We start from the raw sequence: 22,382 nt of genomic DNA on the forward strand, positions 1-22,382 counted from the left end.
ATTTAGTTATCTGTAATAGGATCAAGTTCTCCTTGATCATTCAACTTTGGATATTCTTTAGCTGATTTTTTATACACCTCAGCTAATTCTGGGTAACACCATTCAAAAAGTGTTTTTTGATATTCAACCATATTTAACCCTTCTCCATTAGCGGGTAATATACCTTTATTTTTTCTTTGGCGAACCGCTTCAAATAATAATATAGAAGCGGCAACAGAAACATTCAGGGATTGAACCATACCTCTCATAGGTATAAAAATTGATTGATCTACCATTGATATAAGTTCATTACTTAGTCCCCATTTTTCTGCTCCTAAAACGAAACATGTATTTTGAGAATAATCAAAATTTCTATAATCTACTGATTCACTATTAAGAGTCGTTCCATATAATTTAAAACCCTTATTCTTTAAATCAGATATTGCTGTGATAGTGTTTTCATGATTATTCAGTTTTACCCATTTTTGACTTCCTTGAGCAGTACTATTAAAAGTCTTAACGGCATTCGTTTTGCTAATAAAATTTGCTTCGAAAACTCCTGCTGCATCACATGTCCTTAATATCGCAGATAAATTATGTGGTTTATTGACATCCTCAACTAAAACAGTCAAGTTTTTCATTCTGCAATCTAAAACACTTTTGATTCGTTCAAATCTTCTTGGCAAAATTGACATTTATAATTTTTTCACACTTTTAAATTATATTCAAAAAATATTGATTACCTATCAAATCTCTTGGTTTATAATATTTTGGTAGTTTAAATTAACTCAATGGCATACATAGAATGGGACTATACAGTAATAACAAGTATGGTAGAAAAACAAGGGTGGGATTTACCTGATCGGGAATCGGAAGAATGGAATAAATTTAACGATGAATTAGGAGAAAAAATGAGAGGTGTTGGACTTATTTTTGAAAAATATTGTAAATTTACACCTGACGTAGGAGAAGGAGTTCATCTTCTAGATGACTGATCATAAATAGTTTTAAACCATTGATGTATCCCTTAATCAATGGCTTATTAATTAATAAGATAATATAATTTCACTAAATTAGAACTGGCAATTATTAAGGCTTTATAAAGCTTATACTCTAAAAAAAATTTTTTATTCCACAAAAAAGTAATTTAATTTCTATATTTGAATAAAAATATGAAAAATAAATTAACTTTTTTATTTGATGGTGGTTGTCCACTTTGTTTGAGAGAAACCAATTTTCTTAAAAAAAGAGATACCTTAAATCAAATTACATTTATAGATATTAATAGTAAGGATTATGATCAAAGTCTTTTTAATGACATCTCATATTCAGAAGCTATGTCAAACCTGCATGGGATTATTGAAAATGGTGAAATTATTAGGGGACTAGACGTACTTGCATATTCTTATGAATTAGTTGGTTTAGGTTGGGTTTATTATCCCTTGAAGATTAAGCTCTTATCTCCATTATTGAGATTGGTCTACAGATATTGGGCAAAATATAGACTTCAAATTACAGGTAGATCCGATATTGAAAAACTTTGTACCTCACAATGTGAATAATAAATATGGAAAGTATCGATATAGATAGAATAATAGAAATGTGTTGGGAAGATAGAACACCCTTTGAAGCTATCGAGTATCAATTTGGTTTAAAAGAGGAAGATGCGATAAAAATTATGCGTCAAAATCTTAAACCCAAATCTTTCAAAGTCTGGAGAAAGAGAGTTTCGGGAAGAAATACAAAACATATGGCCCTTAAAGATTCAACTAGATTTAAATCTACTCATAAAAGAAAATTATAAATTTTGAAAAATCTTTCTACTAAAACTTGTCCTGTTTGCAATAGGCCTTTTGAGTGGCGTAAAAAATGGAAAAACTGTTGGGATGATGTTATCTACTGTTCAAAAAGATGCAGTAACAGGAAATCGAAAAGATGAAACAAGTATCAATTATTTTCCCGAATCAACTTTTTAGAGAAAGCCCAATATTAAAAATAAATTGTGAAGTTTTGATTTTGGAAGACTCATTATTTTTTGGGAATGATAAATTTCATAAATTAATTAACCATAAAAATAAGTTAGTTTTTCATAGAGCATCTATGCTAGCTTATAAAAATTATTTAGAAATATCTGGCTTTAAAGTTTTATATATCGAAAACAAGAATAATGTTTCTACAGTTGATTACTTATTGGAATTTATTAAAAATAAATATCAGAAAATAAATCTCATTGACCCTCATGATTTTTTAATAATGAAGAGGATTAATAATTTTGTTGAAAGTAATAATTTAGCTTTAAATATTTTGCCTTCTCCTATGTTTATGAGTAGTGAAGATTTAAAAGATTTATTTGCATCAAATGCAAAAAAACCTCTTATGGGGAGATTTTATGAGAATCAAAGAAAGAGCCAAAAGATATTAGTTAATCCTGATGATACACCTGAAGGTGGTAAATGGAGTTTCGATGAAATGAACAGAAAAAAATTACCAAAAAAAATAAATATACCCGATACACCTAAATTACAAAAAAATAAATTTGTAGTTAATGCAGAAAGGTCATTAGCCAATTTTGATATTGAGTTTATTGGAGAAAGTAATAACTTTTTATATCCAACTAATTTTGAAGAGGCAGATGAATGGTTAAATGATTTTTTTAAACATAGATTTTTCTTATTTGGAGATTATGAGGATGCTATTTCTAAAGAAAATTCTTTTTTATGGCACAGTTTACTTTCTCCTCTTTTAAATAGCGGCTTATTAACCCCAGATGTAGTAGTAAATAAAGCATTACTTTTTGCAAAAAATAATAATGTTCCTATTAACTCTTTAGAGGGTTTTATTCGTCAAATTATTGGATGGAGAGAATTTATTTGCCTCGTTTATAAAAAGTACGGAACAAAGATGCGAAATAGTAATTTCTGGAATTTTGAAGATAAGCCAATTCCAAAATCTTTTTATCAAGGAAATACAGGAATTGAACCAGTAGATGTTGTTATAAAAAATATTATTAAATTTGGTTATTGTCATCATATTGAGCGGCTAATGATTATTGGCAACTTTATGCTTCTATGTAGAATTCACCCAAACCAAGTTTATAAATGGTTTATGGAAATGTTTATTGATTCCTATGATTGGGTTATGGTCCCAAATGTTTACGGAATGAGTCAGTTTAGTGATGGTGGTATCTTTTCAACAAAGCCATATATATCAAGCTCTAATTATGTAAAAAAAATGTCTAATTTTAAAAGTGGCCCATGGTGTGAAATATGGGATGGCTTATTTTGGAAATTTATTAAAGATAATGAAAGCTTTTTTAGAAAGCAATATCGTCTGGCAATGTTAACGAGAAATCTCGATAAAATGTCAGAGGAAAAATTAAATAATCACTTAAAAACGGCCGATAAATTTTTAAGAGATATTCATTAAATTAGGAGTAATAACCTACAGTTGACTTTGAAAAATTAAAAGAATATTATGTTATGAAGAAATATTAAATAGGGATGTTAACTTAGAAAAAATTAGATTTATCTAATGGAAATTGGTAAGCTTTTTTTAAAAAGTAATTCGACAGGTATTATCACTTTTTCTGAGTTAGATTGGATAACTACCCATCAATCCAGTTTCACCAGGTTGGAAGAATCCATAGCAATTAAATTAGGCAGAATGCTTGATGCAGGATCTATCAATATCGGTTGCCGTTTGAAATCCTGAATAAGTTTTTATTTTAATAATGAAGTATCAAAAAGAGAAAAAAATATTTTTTCGGGAAAGAATCCATTCTTTAAATATCTTTCTTTTTTTAGGATTTAATCTTTCACTTATTTCTATCTTAGGTTTTATTTGGTTTAATTCTGCAATTGAAAAAGTAGTTTAAATTTTTAAATTTTTTGTATATTAAAGTTATCTTTAAAAAATTAATTACATTTTGAGCATAGGATATTTACAAAGAAAGGCAGCTTGGGAAATTTTATTAAAAGTTAGTTCTGGTGATTTTTCTGATCATGCTCTTGAAAAGGTTTTAAAAAATTATCAATTTAATCCTCTTGATATAGCTTTTATTACGGAATTATCTTTTGGATGCATAAGGTATAGAAAATTTCTTGATCTTTGGACGGATCATACATCAAAAATTACTCATAAAAAGCAGCCTCCAAAGTTAAGATGGCTTCTACATATAGGTTTGTATCAACTATTGAAAATGGATAAAATCCCATTTCCTGCTGCTATTTCTACCACTGTAGAAGTAGCTAAAAAAACAGATTTAAATGGTTTAGCGGGAACTGTAAATGCGATATTGAGAAATGCATCAAGAAAATTAGAACAAAAAATCTTTCCTGAATTATCTTCTGATAGAAAAGAAAGAATTTCATATCTTGAATCATTTCCATTATGGCTTGTTAAGGATCTTTTTAAATGGGTCGGCAATAGCGAGGGTGAAGATATTATTAAGGCATTTAATAAAAAACCATCAATTGATTTGAGAATTAACCAATTAAAAACTAATTTAGATAACTTTTTGAAAGTACTTCATGAAAATAAAATTGATGCTGAAATTATTAAAGATTTACATTATGGAATTACTTTAAAATCTAATCCAAGATCTATAAAAAATTTACCAGGATATAGTGATGGACTTTGGACAATTCAAGATAGATCTTCTCAGTGGATAGCACCTCTATTAAATCCAAAAAAAGGTGAAAAGATTTTAGATGCTTGTGCAGCTCCAGGAAGTAAGTCTACCCACCTTGCAGAATTAACAAATGATAGTGCTGAAATCATTGCCGTAGATAGATCAGAAAAAAGATTGAAAATACTGCAATCAAATTTAGAAAGGTTAAATTTGAAATCTGTTAATACCCTTAAGGCTGATGCTACGAGTTTGATTGAATTAAATCCTAAGTTTATATCTTATTTTGATAAGATTTTAATAGATGCTCCATGTTCAGGCATTGGAACTCTCTCCAGGAATCCAGATTCTAGATGGTCTTTAAGTAAAGAAAAAATAAAATCTTTAACTTTATTACAGGAAAAACTTTTGGAGAGTATTTTCCCTCTTTTGAAAAAAGATGGTACTTTAGTTTACTCAACTTGTACTATTTGTCCTGATGAAAATAATCTATTAATTGAACGATTTGTTGAAAAAAACAAAACTTTAAAATTGATTAGCCAAAAGCAAATTTTACCTAGATTGGATTATCCTGGTGATGGATTTTATTCTGCAATAATTTCATATAAACCTTAAAAACATAATTTATTTTTTAATTGGAATTTTGTAAATTTCAGATATGAACTTCTTCCATAAATAAGCTGCATTCCCACTAGATAATTCAGATTCCTTGTTATCGTCGTAACCTATCCAGATCCCTGTTGTAAGATTATCAATGGAACCAATAAACCAGAGATCTTTATTTCCATCAGATGTTCCTGTTTTCCCATAAATTTTCTTTCCTTTTATAAAGGCTGCTTTAGAAGTTCCTTCTTTTACAGATTTTTCAAGAAGTTTATTTATTTTCTTGTTTATTTTTAAATCTAATATTTTCTTGGAAATAGATTTATTTTCCCAAAGAGTTTGTTTTTTAAATGATTCTATTTTTTCTATGATTTCAGGGCTTTGAATCTTCCCATTATTGTTTATTGCAGAATATGCATTTGTGATGTTTAAAAGATTATCTCCGTAGGCGCCAATAGCTAAGGATGGGTATTCCTCAAACTCTTGCTCGTAACCTAGTCCAAATGAATTCGCTAAATTAATAATATTTTTTAAGCCAATTTTTTTTGTTATTGATATTGGAACGATATTTGATGAACTTTTAAATGATTCAATCAAAGATATTGAACCTCTATAGTCTTCTGAAAAATTTTTTGGGCAATAACTTTCCCAGCATATTGGTAAGTCTTCAAATTTATCGCTTAATTTTATTCCTTCTATTAATGCAGCAGCATAAGGAATTATTTTAAAAGTAGAACCTAAAGGTCTTACAGATGAAATCACTCTATTGTATTCATTAATTGATGGATTTTTGCTGGTTATCATTGTCCTGATTAGTCCTGTGTTTGATTCGATAGATAACAGACTAAATTCAAGTTCTTTAGGCCCTGAGTATCTTGATATTTTTTGACCTTTTTCTTGCCAATCTTTGTTGATAGAGGATTTAATTCTTAAAAACTTATAATCATTTTTACTTCCAATTTTTTTATCTGTTTCCTGAAGAATAAAGTTTATTAGTAATTTATCATCTAAAAAATTATCAGCTGTTTGATAATTTAACTTTATTTTTTCTTTAATAGCCTTATTCTTATTTGCAAGAGAAATATATCCATCAACATACATTGATTCAAGAACTTTATTTCTATTTTTAATAGCTAGTTCTAAATTTTGATAAGGTGAATAAATTGATGGAGCTGGAGCTAGGCCTGCAATTAATGCGATCTCTGATAATGTCAATTCTTCTATAAATTTTCCATAATAAACTTGGGCAGCCTCGTCTACCCCGTATGCTCCTGATCCCAGATAAATATTATTTAAATATAATTTTAAAATTTGATTTTTGTTATATTTAAATTCAAGTATGAGTGATATAAATATTTCTTTGATTTTTCTTTGAAAACTTAAATCATTATTTAGAAAAAGTAATCTAGCAACTTGTTGTGTAATCGTACTTCCTCCCTCTTTAACATAACCACTTCTAATATTTTGAATAAGGGCACGAGAAATACTTTTTAAATCTATTCCATTATGTTTATAAAATCTTTTATCCTCAGAAGATATAAAAGAATGTTTAAGAAAAAATGGAATTTTATGATAACTATTATCTATTTCAAATTTGCGGCTTAATTTGCTTAGTATTTTATTATCAGAAGATGATATTACGTAAGAATATTTGGTTCCCCGAGACTTTTTATTTTTAGAAATGTCAAATTTTAAAGTACTAAATATTAGACCAAAAAAGTAAAAAGATATTCCAGAAAAAATTAATATTGGAATTATTAAAACAAAAGATTTGAATTTAATCTTTTGCACTTTAAGCAACTAAAAAACTGTGTCCTATCGCTAAAGCTGTAACTAACATTCCCGTTATAAGGAACGGTTGGGCACTTGCTTGATATTTGACATCAAACTTTAAAGGATCTCTTAGTAACCACATATCTTGAAATGTAATTTGTGGAATTACCAATAAAACCAAAATTACAGAGGCTAAATGTTGACCAATAATGACTAATACTACAACCATTGCTAATTGAAAAATGTCAATTAGTCCTGCACTTATTCTACTTGCATTTTTAATTCCAAATACTACTGGTAGAGAATTTAAGCCTAGCTTTGAGTCTCCTTCAACACTTTTGAAATCATTAATAACAGCAATTCCAAGTCCTGAGAGACTATAAGCAAGTGTTAGTATCGCCGTCACTATAGTTAATTTCCCAAACAAGGCTTGTCCTGCCCACCAAGGTAAAGCTATATAAGATGCTCCTAATGCATAATTTCCAAGCCAACCATTCTGTTTTAATTTGAGTGGTGGAGCAGAATATATATAACTAACAAAGGAACCTCCTAATGCCAGAAGTAAGACGGAGGGGAAGCTGTGCTTAGCATATAAATCTAATAGAAAAGCAACTATTAAACCAGCTATAAGTAATACCCAGATTTGTATTTTTACATCTTTAATTGAAATTTTGCCAGAAGGAATTGGTCTGTTTGGTTCATTAATTGCATCAATTTCTTTATCAAAAAAATCATTTATGGTTTGGGTATAACCAGCCAGAAGTGGTCCACTCATCAACATACATGCCAATGAAGCTAGAACATTACTAAATGTCCATTCAAAATTCCCACTTGCAGCTGCTCCACAAATAACCCCCCATATCAAAGGGATCCACGTTATGGGTTTCATTAACTGTATACGGAGTTTCCATATGCTTGATGTTTCAGAGGCACCCTTAATTCCTAATAGTTGTTTTGGATCATTCACTTTACTTTTTAACCTTTCTCAATTTCTTCTGGGAAAAACCAATTTTGCTCACCATTCTGAAATTTTGCGGTGATCCCAATACTCCTGCCGTCGGTCATTTTATAGCCTGTTATTACGGCTTTTGGATTGGAGGATATTTGGTCAATTAATTTAGCTGGTAGTCTATCTTTTACTTTGTTAATGTTAATTTTAATTTTACTACCAATTTTGGGTAATAATTTTGTTTCAGCCATAAGAGGTAAAATGGAAGCTATTATGCAAGATTAACAGCATTTGGACAATTTTTACTAAAATGGTAGCTCTTCGTTTAATTCCTTGTTTAGATGTCGCCAATGGCAGAGTCGTTAAAGGTGTAAATTTTGTTAACTTGAGAGATTCAGGTGATCCTGTTGAATTGGCTTGTAGGTACTCTGATGAAGGCGCAGATGAATTAGTATTTTTAGATATTAGAGCAAGCGTGGAAAATAGGAATACATTAGTTGACCTTGTTTCTAGGACAGCAAAATCAGTAAAAATTCCTTTTACAGTAGGTGGAGGTATAGATTCTGTTTCTTCTATTAATGATCTTTTAAGAGCAGGAGCAGATAAAGTGAGTTTGAATTCCTCAGCCGTAAGAAATCCCTATTTAATTTCTGAAAGTTCTAGAGAATTTGGTAATCAATGCATCGTTATAGCAATTGATGCTCGAAGAAAAGTTGATAAGTTTGGAGAGTGGGAGGTGTACGTGAAAGGAGGTAGAGAAAATACTGGTATAGATGTATTAAGTTGGGCAAAGAAAGTTGAGGAGTTAGGCGCAGGGGAAATATTGCTTACTTCAATGGATGGTGATGGAACACAGAATGGATATGATTTAAATTTGACAGAATCTGTTGCAAATATTGTTGATATCCCAGTAATTGCTTCCGGAGGGGCTGGTTGTTTAGAAGATATCTATGATGTTTTCAATGAAGCCAAAGCATCCGCTGCACTTTTAGCATCATTACTTCATGATAAGAAACTTACTCTACAAGAAATAAAAACTTTCCTTATCGAAAAAAATCTTCCAATTAGACCATATGAATAAAAATTTAATTTAATACCAAAAAAATAAGTTAAAAATTTAAAAATGAAATTCACAAAAACTATCGAAGTCAAAAATATATTTAATAAAATTTCTTATAAATATGACTTTTTAAATAATCTATTAAGTTTTGGGCTGCACAGATTATGGAAAAGGAAATTAGTTAATTTATTGGCACCTTTAAATGGCGAAGATTGGGCTGATTTATGCTGTGGAACTGGAGATTTAGCATTCTTAATTTCTGAGAGAGTTAGTCCAAGGGGGTCGATTACTGGGATTGACAGTGCAGAGGATATCTTAAATATTGCAAAAAAAAAATCAGAGCTTAAAAAAAATAAATTTATTAAGTGGGAAATTAAAGATGTATTAGAAATTAATGATTATTCAAAAAATTTTGATGGGATTTGCATGTCATATGGACTTAGAAACTTAAATAATGTTGAAGAAGGAATAAAAAAAGTTTTTGATCTTTTGAAGGATAAGGGGAGGGCAGGATTTTTGGATTTTAATCACTCAACAAGAAATTCTTTATCCAATATTTTTCAGAAAATTTATTTGAGATTAATTGTAGTAACCATTTCGCGGCTTTTTAATTTAGGTCCAGAGTACGGATATATTGAAAAAAGTATTAGTAATTTTCCAAAGAAAAAAGAGCTTATAAATATTGCTAAAGAAGTTGGATTTAAAAAAGCTGAATATAGGACTATTTGGGGGGGGCAAATGGGAATACTAATTTTAGTTAAATAAAGAATTTAGTTTTTTACTTTTCTCCAACAAAAAGAACACTTTCCCCATCTTTTGATTTCGCCCTCAGGAGTAGGGGAATTACAAAGAGTACAAATGCACATATTATTTTGATTGATTCTGCTTGGATGCTTTGCCCAAACTATCTTTGCATTAGTAGCTTTGATATTTTTATTTTTAATTTCATAATTTTGTATTATTTTTATTTCATTCAAAGTTATTCCAATTTTCTCGATTCTCTCTTTTAATTTATGCTTGTTATAGATTAAAGCTTGGCGCCACTGTGGATGATTTACCGCGATAGTAAGAATTTTTTTTTCAATATTTAATGGTTTACATTCTTGAAATAGTTCTAATCCGATTAAGTTCTTCCAGTTTTCGTTGATTTTAGAGAGTTTATCTAAATCTCCAAAGGATTTTTTGAAATTATCAAGACAAATTTTTAATGGATGTGGATTCCTTCTATTCACTATTGGCAAATACTTTTTGTCCAATTTGTAAAATTTACTTATTAAGACTAAAGTTAATCTAATCTTTTAAAAGATGCTCGTTGTTTTAATAAAAAATTTGTGAAAGTTATTGGACCTGCAGCTAAGACAGTTTTTTATTTAAAAAAAATTCAGGGTCAATATCCAACTTGGACACTTCATTACAAAATAAAATGTAAAAGTACAGAAAATGAGCTAACAAACTTTTTTGAATATTCTGAAATAAAGAAAAATCAGCCTGTAGCTATAATCGCAAGAGAACAGTTCTCGGGGGTTGGCCAAAACTCAAAAACTTGGATTTCACCAAAAGGCGGGATTTGGTTAAGTGCAGCTTACCCAATATTTTCAAAAGAATTTGAATGTCAAATATTTAATTTATCTTTAGGTGTTAAGTTATGTGAAATGCTTAGACAAGAGAATATAAATGTTTGTTTGAAATGGCCAAATGATATTTTTTTTGGTTCAAAAAAGTTGATTGGATTTTTACCGAGGGTTATAACAAGAGGCAAAGAAATTATCTATGTAAGAGTAGGAATTGGCATGAATGTTTTAAATTACACTCCATCGGAAGGTATTTCATTATCAAAAGTACTTCAAACTAAGAATATTAATCAACATTATTGGACAGCCAAAGTTCTTAAAGCTTTTTATGATTCAACTGAATTTAATAAGAAGAAAGAATATGTAATTAAATCAGCAAATAAGTTTCTTAATAAAAGTTTTTTACCTAGTGGTTATTGTCCTAATACATGGAAAATTAAAGATATTGATTTCAATGGGAATTTAAGAATTGAAAATGAAACTGAACTGAAGGTAATTAGACGGTTTTGAATTTAATTAACTTTTAATTCAACTATTCTTCCATCCTTAAATTTGGCTATTTTTTTTGCGCGATTTGCAACTTCATCTTCATGAGTAACTAAAACTATAGTTATTCCAGATTCATGCAGCTTGTCAAAAAGATCTAATACATCTACAGTGGTTTTTGAATCTAGTGCTCCAGTAGGTTCGTCTGCCAACAATATTGCAGGATTATTGATAATCGCCCTAGCAATAGCAACTCGTTGTTGTTGACCTCCGGATAATTGGTTTGGACGATTATTCATCCTTTCTGAAAGACCAACTTTTTCTAAGGCATTCTTAGCTCGCTCTAATCTTTGCTCAGGCTCAATACCAGCATAAATCATCGGTAAAGTTACGTTTTCAAGTGCAGTTGCGTCTGATAGAAGATGAAATTGTTGAAAAACGAAGCCTAATTTTTGATTACGAATTTCCGCAAGCTCATCATCACATAAATTTTCAACAGGTATACCATTTAATTTATAAACACCTTCAGATGGTCTATCTAGACATCCAATAATATTCATGGCTGTGCTTTTGCCTGAGCCACTAGCTCCCATTACAGCTAAATAATCACCTTTAAAAATTTCTAAGTTTATGCTGTCTAAGGCTTTAACAATTAGATCTTCTTTTCCATATGTTTTAGATATATTTTCTAAACTTGCGACTTTCTTAGACATTTATCGAAAAATTCTTCTAGGAAATATTATTTGCAGTAGCAATAATATCTTGTAAGAAAGGAGTTTCTGAAACTGCGGTATTGGCTAATTTAAAAAGAGGATTAGAAAGGATTCCTCCAAGAGCAGTTACTGCCACGCAAGTATAAAGTGCAATTCTTAAGGGAGGCAATCCTACAATTCCCCATTTAATCTCAGGATATGATTTGACGATTTCAGATGCTTCCTGTGGTTCTTTAACTACCATCATTTTTATAACTGAAATGTAATAATAAATAGATATAACTGAAGTAACTAATCCAACGATTACTAATAGATATTGATGATTTGCCCAACCTGCAAAGAACAAATAGATCTTTCCAAAAAATCCTAACATTGGAGGTAAACCTCCAAGAGATAAGAGACAAAGGCTTAAACCTAATGTGATGAGAGGATCTTTTTGGTAAAGTCCAGAGTAATCAAGAATTCTGTCAGAACCAGTTCTTAGTGAGAAAAGTATTACACATGAAAATGCTCCCAAATTCATAAATAAATATGCAGCCAAATATAAAACAGCAGCTGATAAACCATCTTGTGTACCGGATACTATTCCTATCATTACAAATCCTGCTTGTCCAATAGAACTGTAAGCTAACATCCTTTTCATTGAGGTTTGAGCTAGCGCTACAATATTACCTAGAGCCATGCTCAAGATGGCCAAAATAGTAAATAATAGTTTCCATTCTTCATCGAATGAAGAGAAAGTAGTGCTTAATATTCTTATCGCAAATGCAAAACCTGCTGTCTTTGAACCGACGGATAAAAAAGCAACTACAGGTGTAGGTGATCCTTCATAAACATCAGGAGTCCATTGATGAAAGGGAACTGCAGCGATTTTAAAAGCAACAGTTGACAAGACAAATACGAGAGCAAGAGAAGTGATGAAGGAGGGTTTGTTTATAATCTCTAAACCAATAGTTGCTAAGTTTGTTGAACCACTTAATCCATAAAGAAAAGAGGAGCCATACAAATAGACAGCGGCAGCGGCTGAACCAACAAGCAAGTATTTTAAAGCTGCTTCTGAACTTCTTGGATCTCTCTTGAGGTAACCAGAAAGTAAGTAACTTGCTACAGATAAAGTTTCCAAAGATATAAATACACTAATAAGGTCAGTAGATCCACACAAAAGCATTGCTCCAAGGGTTGCCGAAAGAACTATCGCGGCAAACTCGCCAATTGGGCTTCCACTTTGTTCCGTGTAACGCCAACTTATAAGTAAAGATACTAAGGTTGATAAAGAAATTATTGCTCTAAATGCGATTGCCAAATTATCTGAATTAAAGGACCCCAGGAATGCGCTTTCTACCGGATTACTCCATTGCAATGCCAAACTAACAAGAGAGCTGCCAATTGATAAATAGCAAATTATTGGTGCCCATTTTGATGCAGTTTTTTCTCCAGCTAAATCAACAAGTAATGTTCCAACAATGCCTAATAAAATAAAAGCTTCTGGAATAATGGCTTGAGCATTTAGATTAATTGTAAAGATTTCGTTGGGCACTTTATTAAATTGGATTAAATTAGATGTTTGATTGTAAGGGTCTAAGAGTTAATCTTAGTTTGATTATAATTTGTGGGTATGATTTTTGAAATTTTAAGAAGAAGTTACTTGAAAAACCTTCAAATAATCATAATATGCCCTAACTGAACAAAAACACCAATTTTTGAAATAAACCTTGGATCACACACTTGTTATTGTTGAAAGTCCCACCAAAGCAAAAACCATAAGAAAGTTTTTGCCTTCTAATTATGAAGTTCTCGCTTCAATGGGACACGTAAGAGATCTTCCAAAAGGAGCTGCTGAAATACCCGCTGCGGTTAAAAAGGAAAAATGGTCAAGGATAGGAGTTAATACAACAGAAGATTTTGAACCACTTTACATAGTTCCTAAAGATAAGAAAAAGGTCGTTAAAGAGCTGAAAGATGCTTTGAAAGGTGCTACCAAACTATTACTGGCAACTGATGAAGATAGAGAGGGAGAGAGTATTAGCTGGCATCTTCTGCAAATACTGAAGCCTAAAATTCCAACTAAGAGAATGGTTTTTCATGAAATCACAAAAAAGGCAATTAATAAAGCTTTAGATCAAACAAGAGAAATTGATATGGAACTTGTTCAGGCTCAAGAAACCAGAAGAATCTTGGACAGGCTTTTTGGATATGAATTATCTCCTTTACTTTGGAAGAAGGTAGCCCCCAGATTATCTGCTGGTCGGGTTCAATCAGTTTCTGTAAGGCTTCTTGTTAGAAGAGAGAGAGAAAGAAGATCCTTTAAAAAAGCTAGTTATTGGGGAATTAAAGCTTCCCTAGTAAAAGATAATATAACTTTCGAAACTAAATTATTCAGTTTAAACGGTCAACGAATCTCTAACGGTTCCGATTTCGACGAACAAACCGGTAAATTAAAAGAAGGGAACAAATCTTTAATAATTGGAGAAGAAAAAGTAAATGACTTATTGAATACTTTTTCCTCTGAGGATTGGTTAGTCTCAAAAATCGAAAAAAAGCCATCCACTCGTAAGCCAGTTCCTCCATTTACAACTAGCACATTACAACAGGAAGCGAATAGGAAGCTTCGTTTGTCTGCAAGAGAAACTATGAGATGTGCACAAGGGCTATATGAGAGAGGTTTTATAACGTATATGAGAACTGATTCAGTTCATCTTTCCGAACAAGCCACAAGAGCTGCTAGAGAATGTGTTAGTTCTATGTATGGAAAAGAATATTTATCTAACTCACCAAGACAATTTAATTCAACTGCAAGAAATGCTCAAGAAGCTCACGAAGCTATTAGGCCTGCAGGTGAGGTATTTAAAACACCAAAGGAAACTAATCTAACTGGTAGAGATTTATCACTTTACGATTTAATTTGGAAAAGAACTGTAGCTAGTCAAATGGCTGAAGCTAGGCTAACAATGGTTAATGCTGAAATTAGCGTAGGGGATGGAATATTTAAATCGAGCGGGAAAAGTATTGATTTCGCAGGATTCTTCAGAGCTTATGTGGAGGGAAGTGATGACCCAAGTTCATCCCTTGAACAACAAGAAATTATTCTCCCAAACTTAACAACTGGAACATGTCTTGATGTTACTAATAAGGAATCTACTTTTCATGAAACTAAACCTCCTGCAAGATATACAGAGGCCGCATTAGTTAAAGTTCTTGAAAAAGAAGGCATTGGAAGACCTTCTACCTATGCCAGCATTATTGGGACCATAGTTGATAGAGGTTATGCGAATATATCTTCTAATACTTTGGCTCCAACGTTTACAGCTTTTGCTGTTACTGCTCTATTAGAAGAACATTTTCCTGATCTGGTTGATACTACTTTTACGGCAAAAATGGAATCTTCATTGGATGAAATATCTTCAGGCAATCTTGAGTGGCTGCCATACCTCGAAACTTTCTATAAAGGTAAAAATGGTTTGGAGGTAAAGGTTCAGAAAACAGAGGGTGATATTGATGGTAAAGCTTATAGACAAGTTGATTTCGAAGACCTTCCTTGCGTAGTCAGAATAGGCTCTAACGGACCTTGGCTAGAGGGTACAAAAATTGATGAATCTGGTAATGAAATTCAAGCGAAAGGTAATCTTCCAATGGATATTACTCCTGGAGATTTAGACATAAAGCAAGTTGATCAAATTTTAAGTGGCCCATCGGATCTTGGGACTGATCCAAAAACTGGGGAAAAAGTCTTTTTAAGATTTGGCCCTTATGGACCTTACGTACAATTGGGAAATAATGATCAAGATAAAGCTAAACCAAGAAGAGCTTCATTACCCAAAGAGTTGAAAACTGATGATCTAACTCTAGATGAGGCTCTTGTACTTTTAAGTTTGCCTAGATTGTTAGGAGTTCATCCTGAAGGAGGAGTTGTCGAGGCTGATAGAGGAAGATTTGGCCCGTATATTAAATGGATTAAAAATGAAAATGAATCTGAAAACAGATCCTTAAAGAAAGAGGATGATGTTTTTACAGTTGATATTGAACGAGCATTAGAAATTCTTGCGATGCCAAAAATGGGTAGAGGTGGTCAAGAGGTACTTAAAGACTTGGGAAAACCAAAAGAATTTAAAGAAAAAATTCAAATATTAAATGGAAGATATGGGGTCTATTTAAAATGTGGTAAAACCAATGTTTCGATTGCCAAAGATACTGACATAGAAAAATTTACCATAGATGACGCAGTATCTCTTTTAGAAGAAAAACTAAAAGATAAAAAAGGTTCAATTTTAAAAAAAACAAAGATAAGTAATAAAAAAACTACCAGGAAAAAGAAAAGTTAGAAAAAATATGATTTTTAAAAAAAAAGAATTTTTTTTATTAATTTTTTTAATTTTCTTGCAATCATGTTCTGGAGGGAGGATTGGAAATTTTCTTGAAAGTAGTTTTAATGATTTAGAAAAACCAAGCAAAAATGAAGATTTACAAAATAACTTATTAAATAAAAACGATATAAATTTAGAAAAAGAAAACAAAAATTTTGATGATAAAAAAAATAAAAAAATTAAAAATGTAGAAAAGCCAAAAAATGTTCCAGAAAATAAAAATGATATAAATTTAGAAAAAGAAAACAAAAAATTTGATGATAAAAAAAATAAAAAAATTAAGAATCTAACAAAAAAAAGAAAAATTGAGCTTCAATCTTACAAAATAATATTCATTTTAAAAGATGTAGATCCAAAAGATCCCACGGAAGAGTTGAGTTCCATATTGAGTAATTCTGAGGTAAATTTTGAAATAGAAAAGATTGAACGTATCTTAGATTCAAAAAATAAAAGTATGAATAAAAATTAATTAAAAATATTCAAAAAAAATGAAAATAACAACAAAAACTGAAGCATTAAATATTGTCGAGACCTCTTATTTAGCATCTCTTTCGTCTTTATTATGGGTTGCATTATATTATCTGCCAATTGGGGGAGCTTTATTAAGGTTGATTTTACCCCTCCCAATGATCTTGTTGCACTTGAGAAGAGGAACTAAAATTGCATTGGAAGGACTTTTAATACAATTTCTACTTTTATTCATAATTATGGGTCCTATTAGAGGGACTTTATTTTTATTTCCTTATGGGATTTTGGCTTTTTGGTTAGGTTGGTGTTGGTTTAAAGAAAAGAGTTGGAAACTTAGTTTGACTGGGGGAGTTGTTATTGGAACCCTTGGCTTCTTAATAAGAGTAATAGCATTATCTACTTTGGTTGGAGATAATCTTTGGGTGTTAATTACTAGAGCGAGTTATGGTCTAATAGAAAAGTTAATTGGATTATTTAATTTACCTTTATATCCCTCAATTTTGGGTATACAACTAGGTGCAATTTTATTAATAATTTTTCAAGAAATAGTTTATGTTTTAACTGTACATGTAGTTGCCTATTCGCTGTTTCCTAGATTTAAATTAACCATCCCAGATCCTCCAAGATTGTTAAATAGCTTAGTTGATTTTAATAATTAAAAAAAGTAAGAATGTACAGTACAGAATTAGGGATAAATTTTTTTGGTAATGAATCCAATAAAAAAAGACAACTCAATAAGATAGAAATACTGAAAAAGAATATTAAAAATTTAAAAATGTTTCTTATAATTGCTGGCACTAATACATCTCAAATTCCGGGAATTTCAGCAGCAGGTATTAATCCAAAATCTAGGAGAACAACTGCGCTCGCAGATGCTGAATTTTTGCTTGAAGGTGCTTCAAAAGATCATAAATATAAATTGCCTCTTCTCAATGCAGGAGTAACTCCGGCCCTAATCAGTCATGTTTGTTCAAAGCTTATAAATACTTATCCAGTTATTGTTCCTCTGGGAATAGGAGCAAAGCCTTATTTTAATCATTTGGTTGTAGAAGATAGAAGTTTGGGCCCATCAAATTGTCTTACCACTGGTAAATCGATGACTAAAGAGAGAGTTTTAAATCTCTATGAAAAAGGTCTAGCGATAGGAAAATCGTTAAAACAAACAGTTTTAATTTCTGAATCTGTACCCGGGGGCACCACAACTGCTCAGGCAGTAATGGAAGCTTTTGGTTTGCAGGTATCTAATTTAGTAGGGAGTAGTTTATTTAAAGCTCCAAGAGAACTAAGAAGACAAGTAATTAGAAGAGGACTTTCAAATGCGAATTTCAATGCTGATTCCGACTCTTTTGATGTTGTCGCGGCAGTAGGTGATCCTTTCCAAGCTTTTTCAATGGGTCTATTAATTGGTGCTAGGTTAGCAAAACAACCTGTAATATTGTCTGGAGGAAGTCAGATGTTAGCAGTCATTTTGCTTGTATTAGAATTTTTAGGTGAAAAAAATAAAGATGAATTTATTGAAGATGTTTTTATTGCGACAACTGGGTGGCTTGTGAAAGATAATTCTCTAAATGATTTAGTAAATCTAATTAATGAAAAATATGATGTCAAATTATTAGGTTTAGCAAGTCCTTTAAATTTCAAATCTTCAAAATACAAAGAATTGAAGGATTATGAATTAGGTCATGTAAAAGAGGGTGTAGGTGCTGGTGGAATATCATTGCTTGCTTTCTTAAATGGATTCAAAAATGAAGAAATAGTTTCATTGTGTCAACAAAATCTGGAAATGATGAAGGGCCTAGGTCAAATTTCTTTAGAGAAGGATTGCTGAATGGTTTCAAAATTTCCAACTAGAAGAGAATTTTTAAATTGTGGTAAGCTTTCGCTTTTATTTTTCTTAAACTCTTGCAGTAATCTACCTAATAAAGTAAAAATTGCGTTACAAAATTCTTTTTATCCAGAATCTTTTAAAGATACGATTCCAAAAGATTGGAAGCAGGAAAAAATTAATTTTGAAAATATTCAGCTACAAAAAAATAGAAACACAATTTTTAATTCTGACTTTACTTTAATAAATGATGGATGGATTTCTGGTATAGATTTTTCAAAATTTGAAAAAATAAATGAATATGCATTGTTCGAAAATTTGGATAAGAGATCGATAGATTTTTTAGGAAGCTTTGATCAAAATCTGAGCAGTAAATTATTTCCTATTGGCGTAGTACCCTATACAATCATCATTAAAAACAATAAAGAATTAATAAATTCAGCAAGAACATCTTGGGATTTTCTTCTTTCTGAAAAATTAACGGGGAAAATTATTTTTCCTCAAAGTCCCAGAATAATATTATCAATTGCTCAAAAAATTAATTCATCTAATTCTTTAAAAAAACTCAAAAGCCAAGCTATGTTATTTGATGATAAAAATATGCTCAATTGGTTGATTAATTCTGATGCTATTGTCGCAATAGTTCCTTATAGTCTTTGTTCAAAATATTTAAAAATAGATCCAAGGCTTTCTTTAGTTTTCCCTAGCCAAGGCGTACCTTTGATGTGGCATTTTCTACTTAGTCGATCAAATCTAAATAATGCAATATTAATGAAATGGATTAAATCTTTAGAAAATAAATCAATAGTAGATAAATTAGTAAGCCAGGGTTGGTATCTTCCATTCAATAGTGATTATTTGCAAAGTAAATATAAAACTGAAATGCTCCCCATCTCAGGACCTTCTGAGAAATGTTGGGAAAATAGTTGGTCTTTCCCTGTCTTAACAAATGAACAAAAAATTAATCTTAAAAATATATGGAATGAGACCTTATCCCCATAATCTTTTTGTAGGATTTTCAATTAATAAGTTATGAGTTTCCTTTAATAAATTTGGTATATCTAATTTACTAGGACATTTAGGAACGCATTTATTACATCCTTGACAAAATGAGGAATTTTTTTCTTCCCACCAGTGGCCAGCTTTTCCTATTAAATTGTATCTTTCTTTTGCAAATTCTAATTGGCCATAACCAACAGATATATTCCTTAAACGAAGTATTTCTGGAATAGGCACTTCATTAGGACATGGAAGACAAGATCTACATTGTTCACATTTGGTTGAGTTTAATCTTTTATTAGAAACTTCCTCAATTTTATTGAGGGCGCTTTTTTCAAGTTTTGTAAGCTTCTCGAATGAGTTTCTAAGTTTATGCGCAAATTCAAAATCTTTTTTGTTTGTCGCTCCCAAGGATAAAGTTGTAATACCTTTTGCGAGAAGAAATCGATAGGCTAACTCTAATGGATGAAAAGGCTTAGAGGCGTCTATCAAAATATCACTTGGAGAATATAATCTACCGCCTTTATCTGCAGGTGATATTGCTAAAACTCCCATACCTTTTTTTATAGCTTCCTCTGCTAAAGCAAGCTTAGATTGATCTAAATAATGTAAATGAAGACTACAAAAAGTAAAAACTTCACAGTTAATTGCATCTTTAATTAGTGAATAACTTCCGTGAGAACTAAAACCGACTTGATCAACTAGTTCCTTCTCAAGTATCCAAGAAATGAATTTCTTACCCTCTCCAGAAAGAACCCAATCTAGATGTTTTTTTAAGTTGAGTCCGTGAATTGCAAGATTATTAATTTTCTCGCGATTTAAATTTTTAAGAGATTTTTTAAAATTATTTTTTAAAAAGTCAAAATCACCCTTTGGTAAAACTTTGGAAGTAATTACCCAATTTTTTTCTTTTATATTCTCTTCTATTGCTAATTTTTTTATTGAATTTCCAATAAGTGATTCAGCATCACCATAAGAGGGTGCTGTTTCTATGTGGTTAATTCCTACATAATATGCATTTTTTATTATGCTATACATTTTTTCGAGACTTTCAGTTGCTCGCATTGTCCCCAAAGTGAATAAGCTCACTTTCGCCCCTCTACCAAATGATCTTTTTTGTGAATTAATAATCATCTAAATATGATCAATTTCTTTTTATTTACTCTTTAATTTATTTATAGTTGAAAATGATTTAAAGTAAATTAAAGTAAATACAAAATTTTGCAAAAATATTTTTTTTAAACTATGTTTACAGGAATAATTCAATCAGTTGGAAAACTAAGACAAGAAAAAAATATTTTAGAAATTGAAATTCTAGATAATTTATTTGATATGGCAATTGGTGACAGCATAGCTGTTGATGGGATTTGTTTGACAGTTAAAGAGATTTTTCAAAATAAATTTACTGTTGATGTTAGTGAGGAGACATTAAAAAAAACAACTTTAGGAGTAAAGTCGAACCTGAATCAGATTGTTAATTTGGAGCCCGCTCTTAGGGTGTCTGACCGTCTAGGAGGGCATATAGTCAGCGGACATGTTGATGGGCTAGGAATAGTTGAGAATATAGAAAAATTAGAGAAATCTTGGCTCTTATCAATAAAGTGGAAAAATAATAATTTTTCAAAATATGTAGTTAAAAAAGGTAGTATTTGTGTAAATGGTATTAGTCTTACGATTGCAAAATATGAGCAGGAAGGAGCAATATTTACTATTGCGATAATTCCTCATACTTGGCATAAAACAAATCTGAATAAATTAAATATCGGTGACAGCGTAAACCTTGAGGCAGATGCACTAATTAAATATGTAGAGAAATTACTTTTATTTAATAAAAATAGTAATCAAGATTTATCTTCAAATAATATTTCTTCCGAGTGGCTTAAAGAAAACGGTTGGTAAAATATATTTTTTAATTTAATGGAATCAGATAAATTGTTTTTGATTCTTTTTTAAGATCGATTTTAAATTCCTGACCAGGTTCTAGACCTAATTTTTTGGTGTAGGCATGACCAATTAATAGATTCCCATTGCCATGAACTTTAGTTTTGAATTCTGTCTGTCTGCCTCTTGAAGCTCTATTACCATTTTTACCCTGACGACCATTTCCTATTTTGTAACCTTTAGCTTCAATAAGCGCCCTATAAAAACTTTTTCTTAAGATTCTTCCACTAGGACCTACGTACCCACAACCTCTGGCTATCTCATCTTCAGATTTTTTACTTAATAATTTTGCTTTTTCAAGAAGTTCTTTTCCTTCTAGCATTATCTGACAAATTTCTAATTATATATTCTTACTAAAAAGGAGAACTGTGGCAATATAAATTAATAAAAAATATATTTAATTTTTAAAATATATTTTTTTATAAAAGATACAAAATAATAAATAAAATAACCCATATTCCATCTACAAAATGCCAGTACAATTCAACAGCTTCCAAAGGGAACATATTTTGACTAGTTAATCTTCCGCCCTTGATTCTCGATTGCCAAGCAATAATTAAAATCATTAAAGTGCCTAAAGTGACATGTAAGCCATGAAAACCAGTAAGAGCATAAAAAGTACTTGCAAATAAATTATCGGTTAATCCAAAAGGTAAGTGAAAATATTCAAATAATTGACATATTAAAAATATAATTCCAAGAACAGCAGTAAAAAATAACCATTTTTGGGATTCAGAGTTTTTATCTTTTAAAAGTGCTTTGCCTGCTTTATGGAAAGTTGCACTACTAACAAGTAACAAAATTGTATTGAGTGTAGGTATTGGGAGTTCTAATTCATAAATAGCACCATCAGGTAATGGATTTACTGCTTTGTATGTTAAATAAGCAGCAAAGAATCCAGCAAAAGTCATTCCATCCGCAATCAGGAAAGTTATAAGACCAAACATTCTGAAGTCTTCATGTGTTTCGTTGACTTCAGAATTATTATTTTGAATTTCTTTTGAGCTATCAAGAGTTGTCATATGCT

Annotated in this window: 26 protein-coding genes; 16 read left to right on the forward strand and 10 right to left on the reverse strand. The window is 30.8% G+C overall.

Features of this window, described 5'->3' with window-relative positions:
* Positions 1 to 2: 2 nt before the first annotated feature.
* Positions 3 to 674 carry a tRNA (guanosine(18)-2'-O)-methyltransferase TrmH gene (gene trmH / locus HA140_RS02270; protein WP_209039545.1) on the reverse strand — a complete coding sequence of 224 codons (672 nt, stop codon included), beginning with the start codon at positions 672 to 674 and terminating at the stop codon, positions 3 to 5.
* Between the two features lie 96 nt (positions 675 to 770).
* Between trmH and HA140_RS02275 the strand changes: the two genes are divergently transcribed.
* The 7 genes from HA140_RS02275 to HA140_RS02305 all read left to right on the forward strand — a co-directional run bounded on the left by HA140_RS02275 (position 771) and on the right by HA140_RS02305 (position 5,221).
* Positions 771 to 974 (forward strand): hypothetical protein, encoded by a 204-nt coding sequence (locus HA140_RS02275; protein WP_011817930.1) that lies wholly within the window; start codon positions 771 to 773, stop codon positions 972 to 974.
* A 177-nt stretch (positions 975 to 1,151) separates the two neighbouring features.
* Positions 1,152 to 1,541 carry a thiol-disulfide oxidoreductase DCC family protein gene (locus HA140_RS02280; RefSeq protein WP_209039546.1) on the forward strand — a complete coding sequence of 130 codons (390 nt, stop codon included), beginning with the start codon at positions 1,152 to 1,154 and terminating at the stop codon, positions 1,539 to 1,541.
* A 5-nt stretch (positions 1,542 to 1,546) separates the two neighbouring features.
* Positions 1,547 to 1,783 (forward strand): TIGR03643 family protein, encoded by a 237-nt coding sequence (locus HA140_RS02285; protein WP_002806923.1) that lies wholly within the window; start codon positions 1,547 to 1,549, stop codon positions 1,781 to 1,783.
* A gap of 3 nt (positions 1,784 to 1,786) precedes the next feature.
* Complete coding sequence (locus HA140_RS02290) at positions 1,787 to 1,918, forward strand: DUF2256 domain-containing protein (protein ID WP_209039547.1); 132 nt, start codon at positions 1,787 to 1,789, stop codon at positions 1,916 to 1,918.
* A complete protein-coding gene (locus tag HA140_RS02295; protein WP_209039548.1) occupies positions 1,915 to 3,405 on the forward strand; it encodes a cryptochrome/photolyase family protein in 1,491 nt (496 codons plus the stop codon). The genes HA140_RS02290 and HA140_RS02295 overlap by 4 nt, the downstream gene beginning before the upstream one ends.
* A 105-nt stretch (positions 3,406 to 3,510) precedes the next feature.
* Positions 3,511 to 3,690, forward strand: coding sequence for a hypothetical protein (locus tag HA140_RS02300; protein WP_209039549.1), 180 nt, complete (start codon positions 3,511 to 3,513; stop codon positions 3,688 to 3,690).
* A gap of 214 nt (positions 3,691 to 3,904) precedes the next feature.
* Positions 3,905 to 5,221 (forward strand): 16S rRNA (cytosine(967)-C(5))-methyltransferase, encoded by a 1,317-nt coding sequence (locus tag HA140_RS02305; protein WP_209039550.1) that lies wholly within the window; start codon positions 3,905 to 3,907, stop codon positions 5,219 to 5,221.
* Between the two features lie 9 nt (positions 5,222 to 5,230).
* On the opposite strand, the gene HA140_RS02310 is transcribed toward HA140_RS02305, so the two are convergent.
* Genes HA140_RS02310 through petP form a run of 3 tightly spaced genes read right to left on the reverse strand, consistent with a single transcriptional unit; the run spans position 5,231 to position 8,182 of the window.
* Positions 5,231 to 7,000: a transglycosylase domain-containing protein gene (locus HA140_RS02310; protein ID WP_209039551.1), complete on the reverse strand. Its 1,770-nt coding sequence runs from the start codon at positions 6,998 to 7,000 to the stop codon at positions 5,231 to 5,233.
* 1 nt (position 7,001) lies between these two features.
* On the reverse strand, positions 7,002 to 7,949 hold the full coding sequence (chlG, locus tag HA140_RS02315; protein ID WP_011817939.1) for a chlorophyll synthase ChlG: 948 nt from the start codon (positions 7,947 to 7,949) through the stop codon (positions 7,002 to 7,004).
* Between the two features lie 8 nt (positions 7,950 to 7,957).
* Entirely contained in the window at positions 7,958 to 8,182 is a 225-nt protein-coding gene (gene petP, locus HA140_RS02320; protein ID WP_011375988.1) for a cytochrome b6f subunit PetP, read from the reverse strand.
* Positions 8,183 to 8,241: 59 nt separating this feature from the next.
* Here petP and hisF point away from each other — a divergent pair, with 59 nt between their 5' ends.
* On the forward strand, positions 8,242 to 9,012 hold the full coding sequence (gene hisF, locus HA140_RS02325) for an imidazole glycerol phosphate synthase subunit HisF (protein ID WP_209039552.1): 771 nt from the start codon (positions 8,242 to 8,244) through the stop codon (positions 9,010 to 9,012).
* A 42-nt stretch (positions 9,013 to 9,054) separates the two neighbouring features.
* The gene (gene ubiE, locus HA140_RS02330; RefSeq protein WP_209039553.1) at positions 9,055 to 9,756 is read left to right on the forward strand and encodes a bifunctional demethylmenaquinone methyltransferase/2-methoxy-6-polyprenyl-1,4-benzoquinol methylase UbiE; all 702 of its coding nucleotides are present in this window, start codon (positions 9,055 to 9,057) and stop codon (positions 9,754 to 9,756) included.
* A gap of 5 nt (positions 9,757 to 9,761) precedes the next feature.
* On the opposite strand, the gene HA140_RS02335 is transcribed toward ubiE, so the two are convergent.
* The gene (locus HA140_RS02335; protein ID WP_245156181.1) at positions 9,762 to 10,247 is read right to left on the reverse strand and encodes a DUF721 domain-containing protein; all 486 of its coding nucleotides are present in this window, start codon (positions 10,245 to 10,247) and stop codon (positions 9,762 to 9,764) included.
* 75 nt (positions 10,248 to 10,322) lie between these two features.
* Here HA140_RS02335 and HA140_RS02340 point away from each other — a divergent pair, with 75 nt between their 5' ends.
* Positions 10,323 to 11,072 carry a biotin--[acetyl-CoA-carboxylase] ligase gene (locus tag HA140_RS02340; RefSeq protein WP_209039554.1) on the forward strand — a complete coding sequence of 250 codons (750 nt, stop codon included), beginning with the start codon at positions 10,323 to 10,325 and terminating at the stop codon, positions 11,070 to 11,072.
* A 2-nt stretch (positions 11,073 to 11,074) separates the two neighbouring features.
* On the opposite strand, the gene HA140_RS02345 is transcribed toward HA140_RS02340, so the two are convergent.
* Together HA140_RS02345 and HA140_RS02350 are read right to left on the reverse strand one after the other, a co-directional pair.
* Positions 11,075 to 11,761: an ABC transporter ATP-binding protein gene (locus HA140_RS02345; RefSeq protein WP_209039555.1), complete on the reverse strand. Its 687-nt coding sequence runs from the start codon at positions 11,759 to 11,761 to the stop codon at positions 11,075 to 11,077.
* Positions 11,762 to 11,777: 16 nt separating this feature from the next.
* Positions 11,778 to 13,298, reverse strand: a complete 1,521-nt coding sequence (locus tag HA140_RS02350; protein ID WP_209039556.1) for an NAD(P)H-quinone oxidoreductase subunit N — start codon at positions 13,296 to 13,298, stop codon at positions 11,778 to 11,780.
* A 175-nt stretch (positions 13,299 to 13,473) separates the two neighbouring features.
* Here HA140_RS02350 and topA point away from each other — a divergent pair, with 175 nt between their 5' ends.
* From topA to HA140_RS02375, 5 genes are read left to right on the forward strand one after another with little or no spacing between them, the layout of a single operon-like run.
* Positions 13,474 to 16,080 carry a type I DNA topoisomerase gene (gene topA, locus HA140_RS02355; RefSeq protein ID WP_209039557.1) on the forward strand — a complete coding sequence of 869 codons (2,607 nt, stop codon included), beginning with the start codon at positions 13,474 to 13,476 and terminating at the stop codon, positions 16,078 to 16,080.
* A 7-nt stretch (positions 16,081 to 16,087) separates the two neighbouring features.
* Entirely contained in the window at positions 16,088 to 16,591 is a 504-nt protein-coding gene (locus tag HA140_RS02360) for a hypothetical protein (RefSeq protein WP_209039558.1), read from the forward strand.
* A 19-nt stretch (positions 16,592 to 16,610) separates the two neighbouring features.
* Complete coding sequence (locus HA140_RS02365) at positions 16,611 to 17,249, forward strand: DUF2232 domain-containing protein (protein WP_209039559.1); 639 nt, start codon at positions 16,611 to 16,613, stop codon at positions 17,247 to 17,249.
* 11 nt (positions 17,250 to 17,260) lie between these two features.
* On the forward strand, positions 17,261 to 18,418 hold the full coding sequence (gene cobT, locus HA140_RS02370; protein WP_209039560.1) for a nicotinate mononucleotide-dependent phosphoribosyltransferase CobT: 1,158 nt from the start codon (positions 17,261 to 17,263) through the stop codon (positions 18,416 to 18,418).
* Positions 18,419 to 19,417 (forward strand): hypothetical protein, encoded by a 999-nt coding sequence (locus HA140_RS02375; protein WP_209039561.1) that lies wholly within the window; start codon positions 18,419 to 18,421, stop codon positions 19,415 to 19,417.
* Here the strand turns inward: HA140_RS02375 and HA140_RS02380 are convergent.
* A complete protein-coding gene (locus HA140_RS02380) occupies positions 19,406 to 20,548 on the reverse strand; it encodes an aldo/keto reductase (RefSeq protein WP_209039562.1) in 1,143 nt (380 codons plus the stop codon). The two genes, HA140_RS02375 and HA140_RS02380, sit on opposite strands and share 12 nt — an antisense overlap.
* A gap of 111 nt (positions 20,549 to 20,659) precedes the next feature.
* On the opposite strand from HA140_RS02380, the gene HA140_RS02385 reads away from it, so the two are divergent.
* Complete coding sequence (locus HA140_RS02385) at positions 20,660 to 21,313, forward strand: riboflavin synthase (protein ID WP_209039563.1); 654 nt, start codon at positions 20,660 to 20,662, stop codon at positions 21,311 to 21,313.
* A 10-nt stretch (positions 21,314 to 21,323) separates the two neighbouring features.
* On the opposite strand, the gene HA140_RS02390 is transcribed toward HA140_RS02385, so the two are convergent.
* Both HA140_RS02390 and HA140_RS02395 read right to left on the reverse strand, forming a co-directional pair.
* Entirely contained in the window at positions 21,324 to 21,677 is a 354-nt protein-coding gene (locus tag HA140_RS02390; protein WP_025922214.1) for an AbrB family transcriptional regulator, read from the reverse strand.
* Positions 21,678 to 21,774: 97 nt separating this feature from the next.
* Positions 21,775 to 22,377, reverse strand: a complete 603-nt coding sequence (locus HA140_RS02395; protein WP_209039564.1) for a cytochrome c oxidase subunit 3 — start codon at positions 22,375 to 22,377, stop codon at positions 21,775 to 21,777.
* Positions 22,378 to 22,382: the final 5 nt, after the last annotated feature.

This window comes from Prochlorococcus marinus CUG1417 (assembly GCF_017695975.1).
Classification (GTDB): domain Bacteria; phylum Cyanobacteriota; class Cyanobacteriia; order PCC-6307; family Cyanobiaceae; genus Prochlorococcus_A; species Prochlorococcus_A marinus_AG.